Consider the following 6,348-nt stretch of genomic DNA (forward strand, 5'->3'; position numbering starts at 1 on the left):
AAGCCCAAGGGGTGCTGGGGCTCAACATGAGGCGAGGGAGCCCGCGGTCTTTTTGTGACGCAGAACCTGCACTCCCTCGCCAAAGTAACCCACACCCACACCTTGCTCGAAGCCCCCGACCTAGACCCATGGCGCCCTGGAATCGGCTACCACCCCCTTAGTCCGACTCCGACCTGATTACTCTGGCCCTTATACAAGACCTGCTCGGCTACACCAACGAGACCCGATAGCTGCGCTACGCTCGCACCCGTCTCTTCGAAGAGTTCCCCTACCCGACCCAACAGAGCGGCTACAACAAGCGCTGACGCAAATCCGCCCACCTGATCCGCCACCTCATCCGACATCTGGCCACCCACACCAGCTCCTGGACCGACGATGTGTGGGTGGTGGACTCCACCCCCGTGGTGTGCGCCCGCTTCCGCGAGACCGTCAAACGCTCCAAGCTGGTCGGCTGGGCCCAGCGCGGGTACTCCGCCTCCCGTCCCCGGTTCTGTTGAGGGCTGCGTCTGCACTTGGTGTGCACCCTGGGTGGGCCTCCCGTCGCTTTCGCCCTGACTGGCGCTAAGGCCGACGGGCGCACCACGCTAATCGAGATTTTCGAGACCGCTCCGGGCCTGGTGAGCGAGCGTCCGAACCAGACATTGATCGCGGACATAACTACGTGGGACGCCGCTTCGAACAAGAGCTGTCCCAGTCAGGACTCTCCCTGCTGCGTCCGGCCCGCGGGGGTGTGGGCCGCACGGGCGGGATCAGCGTTGTTTCGTCCCTTGAGGCACGTGATCGAGTCGATCAATCAGATCTTCAAGGGCCAGTTGGACCTGGGACGACACGGTGGCCACACTTCGGGAGGGTGCTGGTACGGGTGCTCCAGCGTGTTCTGGCACTAACCGCCCCTATTTGGCACAACGACCGGACCGGCCGACTCGTCCTGCGCTCCCTGGCCCTTTGGAACTACTCACCTATGAATCGGCTGAGCGCCCCTATCACCTTCGAGTGAGCCAACGAGCGATCGGCCAGGTCGAACAGCATGCCCGCGACGCCTGCGGCGAGAAGTGCGAACGCACAGTTCACTGCGGGTGTGAGGGCGCGTGTGTCAGCTGCAGGCAGCCTTGAGTAAAAAGGTTAGACCAAAATACTTTTCAACTTAAAGTATGTGTCGTACCATACGACCATGTTGCCTGCATCACACTGAGAACCCGACGCTCCGAGGAGCAGCTTGAGTCGACCGTGGGCGATGTCCTTAGCAGCGCGGTGACAGAGACTCCCGATCGACTCACCCTTGTCGCCGCCGTCGCCGATCCGGCCGCGCGCCGGAGGTGGACCCTGTACCGACCTGCCGACAAAGGCGGAGATTGGCGCCCGCGCTCTTCTTGCCACCGTTGAGCCCGGCGAGCGGTGGCTCTCGTTTGATACTTCGTCGAACGAGTGGGCTTGAGAGGCACTGGGAGGGATATTCGCTGACGAGTCTTTCCGGCTTTCCTAGCAATCAGCCGATTTTGCGTTCACACCCCAGTAGGGAGATGACTCCGTGATCAAATCAGAAGACGTCGACTTCCATACGCGAGACCCCGAGGACTGGTCCTGGACCGAGACCACGGCCCTCATCTTCGCGGTTCCCGAGGCGGGAATCCTTGGCAACGCTTATGTGCTAGCGCGGCCCAACCTGGGGGTTGCGCTGTCGAGCATCTGTCTGGCACAGGGCATTTGCCGCCAGCCCTACGAGATCGACTTCACTGACTGCCAGGTGCACCTGCCATGCCCAGACAACTTCACCAATTACACGCTGCCGAATGGGCTCAGCGTGGAGGTCAGGAACCCGCCCCGTGACTATCACCTCACCTATGAGCACAACCTGGGGACCTGCTCGTTCGACCTGAACTTCCAGGCGCTGCACGACCCGTTCGACATGCATGACCCCGAGCAGAACGCCCTCCTCACCGAAGCGGACGGAAAGGCGACTCTGGACACCCGCGGAGACGGATGGGCGACCGGCCACTTCGAGACCAAGGGCCATATCACCGGCACCCTCACGCTCCACGGCCAGGAGTACGCCGTCGACTGCTATGAGGGCATGGACCACAGCTGGGGTCCGCGTCGCGATCTGGGCACGTGGGCGGTCGCGTGGATCTCGGTGAACTTCGGCCCGGCCTTCTCCATGCACCTCGCCGTCGACGAGCGGATCGACCCGGACGGGGAGGTGCGGTACGGCGACCTGCGCTTCGGCTACGTCACTCAGCACGGGGAGACGCGGAGCCTCGTCAGCGCGACAGTCGAAGCGACGCGCGTCGAGATGCTCGCCATGTCCAACGTCATCCGAGTGACCGACTCCGCAGGCACCTCCTGGGAGTTCCGCGGCACGGCGATTGCAGCTCACCCGTTCCATGCATTCAATCCACGCGATGTCGCCTATCAGAGCCTGATGCGATATGAACACGACGGCATAGTTGGTACGGGTGAGATGGCGGACATCCTCGGCCTCGACTACCTGGCGAAGCACAAGTCGCGGCACGGTAAGCGGGCGCAAGCATGAGCAGGGTAACGCGTACCTCGGATCGCGCCGGATGGTCGGAGCTCCACCGCAACGATCCAGGGGCTTACTTCGCGCTCCGAGACGACCCCCCGCAGGAGTTCGTCGAAGAGATGCGTCGGCGGTTCGAGATCGACTCGGAACTGGACCGGCAACTCGTCCGCAAGCTTGAGCAGCGGGGCAACGGTGCCTACCAACACATCGGCCTCGACGAGTTCGTCGCCTGCTTTGAGTCAATGCTCGAGGCCAGTATCGGCTCAGGCTTCGAGGTCACCAACGCTTGCTGGTTCGCCGGTGGCGCTTCGAAGATCCAGCTCGGCTGCGACCTCACCTGGACCGACCCGGTGCGGGGCCGGGTGACGGACGATCTCGTGGTGCGGATGGACCCGGCGGAGTCGCTGAACGCCACCAGCCGACGGCAGGAAGGTGAGGTCCTCACGGCCGTCTCTGGCCACCTCCCTGTCCCCCGGGTGCTCTGGCTGGACGAGGAGGCCCGGTGGTTTCTGCAGCCCGCACTCGTCTACACCCGCATGGCTGGCGTTGCGAAGCCGGAACTGACCGACTCGGGGGCAGTCAGTGGGTTGGGGACGAACTTTGGTCCGGACCTGCGCCGCCCGCTTGGGGAGCAGTTCGTCAGCCACCTCGCGGCATTGCACACCCTCGAGGTCGGGTCGCTGGAGCTTCCTTCTTTCGACAAGCCGGCTGTGGACACCGTGGACGCCCCTCGTTGGAAGCTCAACCAGTACCGACGGGTTTGGGAGGAGGACCGGAGCGAGGACTTCCGCCTGGTCGACGCCGCCGCCAGTTGGTTGGGGCGCAACCTACCCACGGTCGACCGGGTGAGTCTGCTGCACGGTGACTACCGGAGCGGAAACTTCCTCTTCGATGAGCAGGATGCGCGGATCACCGCGTGGCTCGACTGGGAGTACACCCACTTGGGTGACCGCCACCGCGACCTCGCCTGGGTCACCGATGCCACATTCGGCCACACCGACCCGGAGACCGGCATGTACCTGGTGAGCGGGCTTTTCACCGAGGAAGACTTCCTCGCCCGCTACGAGGAGGCCTCCGGCCTCCCTGTCGACCGGAATCGCCTGCATTACTACAAGGTCGCCAACACACACCAGCTACTGGTGGCCACGCTGGCCACCGCAACACGTATCTCGTTCCTCGGCAAGACCCATCAGAATGTGCTGCTTGCCTGGGTTAGGGGCATGACGCCGGTCCTGTCCCAACAGCTACTTCGACTTCTAACTGTGGAGGAATGATGACGGAACAATTGCAGAACGCGCTGCAGGCCGTCTCGAGCTCCCTGACAACGATCGTGGCGCCTGCTGTCGCGGACGAGGATCCGCTCGCACAGCAGCAGTTGATGCTCTCGATCGCATATCTCGCCCTAGTGCGTGATCGGATGGCCTACGTAGCGGCGCGAGAGTGGCGTGACCTCGAGGACGATCTGGGGGTCGGCCGCGCGGTGGAACCCCATCTGCCGACGGAGTCCGCCGCCGCTATGCGTGAGGAGCTGGACGAGGCGGAGCGGCTCCTACAGGGCAGGGAAGGCGCTGGCGAACGCGTACGCCGCTCCTCCGCGCGCATCCAGGCGTTGGCCTCAGAGGCGTTCGAGTTGGTCACCGAGGAGGCGGCTCCGGCTCTTGAGCAGGCCGTCGTGAGTGCCTCGCACGCTCGGGTCGCACTGGAGCGGGCGTGGTTTCTCCCGATGGGATTCGATCCTGATCCGGGCTCTGTGCAACCGGTCGGGGAGCTGCTCGGCAGCGTTAGCGGAGTGGAGTCATGATCGGGCCCAAGGATGCTGAGTTCCACAAGAACGACTCCTCACTGACGCGGTGGGCCGAGAGCATCGGATTCTGGTTCGCGATCCCCGAGGAACGTATGTACGGGAACGTCTACCTCTTGGCGCGTCCGAACGTCGGAGCCACGATCTCGTCGATCAATGTCGTCCAGGGGATCAACCCGGAGCCGTTCACGGCCGACTTCACGGATCCGCACATGCACACGCCGTGCCCTCCGTCGATGGCGAAGTTCGAACTGGAGAATGGCCTTTCCGTCGATGCGTACGGTCCACCCACCGACTACCGGTTCACTTACACCAGCCTCAACGGCGTCTGCGAGTTCGACCTCGACTTCACCGGTTGCATGGCGGCCTGGGATCCCAACGATCCTGCGGAGAACCCGCTGTTGAACGTTTCCAATAAGCACCGCGACCTCGGGCTCGGCGACGCCTGGGCGGGCGGGCACCTCGACTACGTGGGGCGCGTTCGGGGTGCCCTGCGACTGCGAGGTAAGACCTACGAGGTCGACGCGATGGGCGGGTTCGACCGTAGCTGGGGAACCCGCACCGAGTTGGGCGAGGCGGCGCTCACCTACCTCCACATCCCGTTCGACGAGGATTTCGGAATCCATCTGGTGATGGGGATGGACCTGGTCGACGACGATATCGTCTGCGCCCCCCTACGCTTCGGCTACGTCTATGACCGTGGGAAGACCTACGGCATCACCGCCGCCACGATGGAAGCCGAGCACGTCAACATGCTGCCGACTTCCAACCGGATCAGCGTGACCGACGAGCGGGGGCGCACCTACGAATTCATCGGGGTCGCCAAGGCGGCCACACCTTGGTACACCTTCAGCCCTTCCTACCTGACCAACCAGGCGCTGATGCGTTACGAATTCGACGGGCGCGTGGCCCACGGGCTGATGGCCGACGTCTGGGGGATCGAATTTCTAGCAGCTAGACGCTCACGCCACGGGCGCGCGGCCCGCCTATCCCTCACCGAAGGAGATCAGGGATGACCACCACACCAGTGGCAGAGAACGACTATCCGACGTCCGATCAGGTCGCAGCAGTAAAACGGAAGTTCCCCACTGATCCGGTGAGCCAGAAGGCTCTCGACATCAGGTACCAGCGGCGCTCGGGCGGGAGTTGGTCCCCGCTGGACCTCGACGACGTGCACCGCTGCCTTAGCCGGTTCCTCGAATCGCGCGTTGCGGGGGACTTCACCGTCTCCGACGTCGGTTGGATTACGGGAGGCGCCTCGAAGATCCAGATCGGCTTCACCCTCGACTGGCAGGCGCCTAGTCGCGGAAGGGTCCAGGACCGTCTTCTCCTGAGCATTGACCCGCCGGAGACACTGAACACCACCTACAAGCAGACCGAATTTGAGATCTGCAAAGCATCCGCGTCCGCGCTCCCCGTTCCCAAAGCGCTCTGGGCGGACCCCTGGGTGAGGAGCTTCCAGACCCGGCACTGATCTACTCGTTCGTTCATGGCGTCACGAAACCGTCTGCGACGAAGGACGGGAATGTGTCGGGTCTGGGTACGGGCTTCGATCCCGATCTCCGAGCCAAGCTGGCGCCGCAGATCGTTGAGCACCTGGCATCGATGCACAACCTCGATGTTGGGCACCTGGCGTCGCCGGCCGTGTGGGTGCCGGGCACAGGGACGACCCAGGCGGCACGGGAGCGGCTCAACATGGAGCGTTCGGTGTGGGAGCTGGACCGCGGTCAGGACCATGCGGTCATGGACGTAGCCGCGACTTGGATGGCGGACAACCTTCCCGCCACGGATCGGGTTGGGATCGTCCACGGAGACTTTCGCAGCGGAAACTTCCTTTTCGATGAGGCGACTGGGGAGATCACTGCGTGGCTGGACTGGGAGCTGGGGCACGTTGGCGATCGGAGTGTGTCAAGTCGAATCGGACAGGGGTAGGTGATCGTCAGGCCGCTTCACACAGGTCAGCGCTGTGCTGCGCGGTAGGTGCGGTGTCCGGTTCGTTGATCCACGCGGCCTCGGGAAGAGCAGG

General features: G+C 63.8%; 6 protein-coding genes and 1 pseudogene. All 7 read left to right on the top strand.

The features are described from left to right. The first annotated feature begins 54 nt into the window (after positions 1 to 54). The 7 genes and pseudogenes from ACYVD1_RS03300 to ACYVD1_RS03330 all read left to right on the top strand — a co-directional run bounded on the left by ACYVD1_RS03300 (position 55) and on the right by ACYVD1_RS03330 (position 6,254). Positions 55 to 997: pseudogene (locus ACYVD1_RS03300) on the top strand (transposase). A 531-nt stretch (positions 998 to 1,528) separates the two neighbouring features. Next, on the top strand, positions 1,529 to 2,530 hold the full coding sequence (locus tag ACYVD1_RS03305; protein ID WP_460756853.1) for a DUF7064 domain-containing protein: 1,002 nt from the start codon (positions 1,529 to 1,531) through the stop codon (positions 2,528 to 2,530). Positions 2,531 to 2,640: 110 nt separating this feature from the next. After that, complete coding sequence (locus ACYVD1_RS03310) at positions 2,641 to 3,795, top strand: phosphotransferase family protein (protein WP_460756856.1); 1,155 nt, start codon at positions 2,641 to 2,643, stop codon at positions 3,793 to 3,795. Further along, complete coding sequence (locus ACYVD1_RS03315) at positions 3,795 to 4,322, top strand: hypothetical protein (protein WP_460756859.1); 528 nt, start codon at positions 3,795 to 3,797, stop codon at positions 4,320 to 4,322. The genes ACYVD1_RS03310 and ACYVD1_RS03315 overlap by 1 nt, the downstream gene beginning before the upstream one ends. Further along, a complete protein-coding gene (locus ACYVD1_RS03320) occupies positions 4,319 to 5,338 on the top strand; it encodes a DUF7064 domain-containing protein (RefSeq protein ID WP_460756862.1) in 1,020 nt (339 codons plus the stop codon). Before ACYVD1_RS03315 ends, ACYVD1_RS03320 begins: the two co-directional genes overlap by 4 nt. Continuing rightward, complete coding sequence (locus ACYVD1_RS03325) at positions 5,335 to 5,796, top strand: hypothetical protein (protein WP_460767489.1); 462 nt, start codon at positions 5,335 to 5,337, stop codon at positions 5,794 to 5,796. The genes ACYVD1_RS03320 and ACYVD1_RS03325 overlap by 4 nt, the downstream gene beginning before the upstream one ends. Further along, positions 5,796 to 6,254, top strand: coding sequence for a phosphotransferase (locus tag ACYVD1_RS03330; protein WP_460767492.1), 459 nt, complete (start codon positions 5,796 to 5,798; stop codon positions 6,252 to 6,254). The genes ACYVD1_RS03325 and ACYVD1_RS03330 overlap by 1 nt, the downstream gene beginning before the upstream one ends. Positions 6,255 to 6,348: the final 94 nt, after the last annotated feature.

Source organism: Nocardiopsis nanhaiensis (assembly GCF_054778635.1).

Excerpts from the sequence above, each read along its gene's own strand:
- ACYVD1_RS03310 (WP_460756856.1), top strand. The coding sequence starts at position 2,641 with ATGCGTCGGCGGTTCGAGATCGACTCGGAACTGGACCGGCAACTCGTC.
- ACYVD1_RS03315 (WP_460756859.1), top strand. The coding sequence starts at position 3,795 with ATGACGGAACAATTGCAGAACGCGCTGCAGGCCGTCTCGAGCTCCCTG.
- ACYVD1_RS03325 (WP_460767489.1), top strand. The coding sequence starts at position 5,335 with ATGACCACCACACCAGTGGCAGAGAACGACTATCCGACGTCCGATCAG.
- ACYVD1_RS03320 (WP_460756862.1), top strand. The coding sequence starts at position 4,319 with ATGATCGGGCCCAAGGATGCTGAGTTCCACAAGAACGACTCCTCACTG.